The sequence below is a fragment of the Psychrobacter pasteurii genome, from assembly GCF_900162815.1.
In the GTDB taxonomy this organism is placed as follows: Bacteria; Pseudomonadota; Gammaproteobacteria; order Pseudomonadales; family Moraxellaceae; genus Psychrobacter; species Psychrobacter pasteurii.
In genome coordinates this window covers 1-1,359 of sequence record NZ_FUGD01000011.1, presented here as the reverse complement: position 1 = coordinate 1,359, position 1,359 = coordinate 1, and the positions used below count along the sequence as shown (strand labels likewise).

Here is a 1,359-nt window from a genome sequence, read left to right as displayed (position 1 = left end):
GGCATAGGTATCTACACAACTTAAAAAAAGCAAAAAAGAATGATAGAATCTTCCAGTATGGCATAGATAAAATGGATCTAGATACGAGGCTCATCAAACGATATCAACAACTCGTACACAATCACACTCATCCAAATAGTAAAGTACAAGCGGGTATGAAAGCCAGTATTAATACACAAAGTAGTTTAGCTCAAACCCAAGCTTTATGGCGATTTGTTCACAATGACACTATTAGCTATCAAGAGCTTAATAAGCCGTTACTTGAAAATAGCTTACAAGGATGTCGGGAGGAGTGCAAACGCTAAGGACTTGTGATGCACGACTGGTCGCGGATAGCTTTAACTCATAGCAATAAGACAGATACCTATGCAATGAGTCATAAAACGGATGTTGGATATGAACTGCAATCAAGTATCCTAGTAAGTGACATCAATGGTAGCCCAATAGCCACACCGGCTCAAAACCTCATTACAGCAAATAGCGTACATAGCAGCTATCAGAAGACGCCTACCAAACAAACCCACCTCAATGAATTAACGGATCGTATTGAGTATTTAGACCAGCAGGGATTTGATAAGCCCTTGGTTCATATTATTGATAGAGAAGCCGATTCAGCGTTTCATATGCGTCAGTGGGAGGAAGGTAACCATCACTTTATCATCAGATCCAAAGCAGGCTCTTACCTTAGTTATAAAGGCAAATCTCAGCGCTCTAGTCAGATAGCGGAACAACTCGACTTTAAATATGAACGTCAAGTAAGTTATAAGGGCAGACTTGCCCATCAGTACATAGCTAGTGCCAATGTTGTTTTAACACGTCCTGCTAAACCTAAGGCAGTTAATCCTAATACAGGAAAAAGAGTGATGCCTATCAAGGGTGAGCCCACCTCGCTAGTGCTTGTTGTTAGCCGGATTTATGATAACAAAGATAAGCTATTAGCCACCTGGTATCTACTCACCAACCTGCAAGGCGATGAAGTGCCTGCAGGTGCAGTGAGTCAATGGTATTACTGGCGTTGGCAGATCGAGTCGTATTTTAAATTGCTTAAAAGTGCAGGTCAGCATTTAGAGCAGTGGTTACAGCAAAGTGGGGATGCTTTTTTAAACGCTTATTGATTGCATCACAAGCTTGTACGTTAGTGTGGCGACTTATGCAAGCATCAGATAAACAATCGCGAGAGTTTGTTCTATTTTTAATACGTCTGTCAGGTCGGCAAATGAAACGCAGCAAACCCATAACTGCCCCTGCGGTAATGGCTGGTTTGTTCCAATGGCTTAAATTTAACGAGCTCGTTAATCACTACTCCCCTGATGATCTAAAATACTTTGCTGAGGCGGCTAGAAAACTTGTGTAGATACC

The 1,359-nt window shown here is 41.6% G+C and carries 2 protein-coding genes and 1 pseudogene; all 3 read left to right on the top strand.

Annotated elements, in window-relative coordinates; genetic code table 11:
- A pseudogene (locus tag A1232T_RS14050) lies at window positions 1–305 on the top strand (hypothetical protein); the annotation flags it as partial.
- A 9-nt stretch (window positions 306–314) separates the two neighbouring features.
- Window positions 315–1,115: a transposase gene (locus A1232T_RS00080; protein ID WP_077447469.1), complete on the top strand. Its 801-nt coding sequence runs from the start codon at window positions 315–317 to the stop codon at window positions 1,113–1,115.
- A gap of 35 nt (window positions 1,116–1,150) precedes the next feature.
- The gene (locus tag A1232T_RS00075) at window positions 1,151–1,354 is read left to right on the top strand and encodes a hypothetical protein (protein WP_077447468.1); all 204 of its coding nucleotides are present in this window, start codon (window positions 1,151–1,153) and stop codon (window positions 1,352–1,354) included.
- Window positions 1,355–1,359 lie beyond the last annotated feature (5 nt).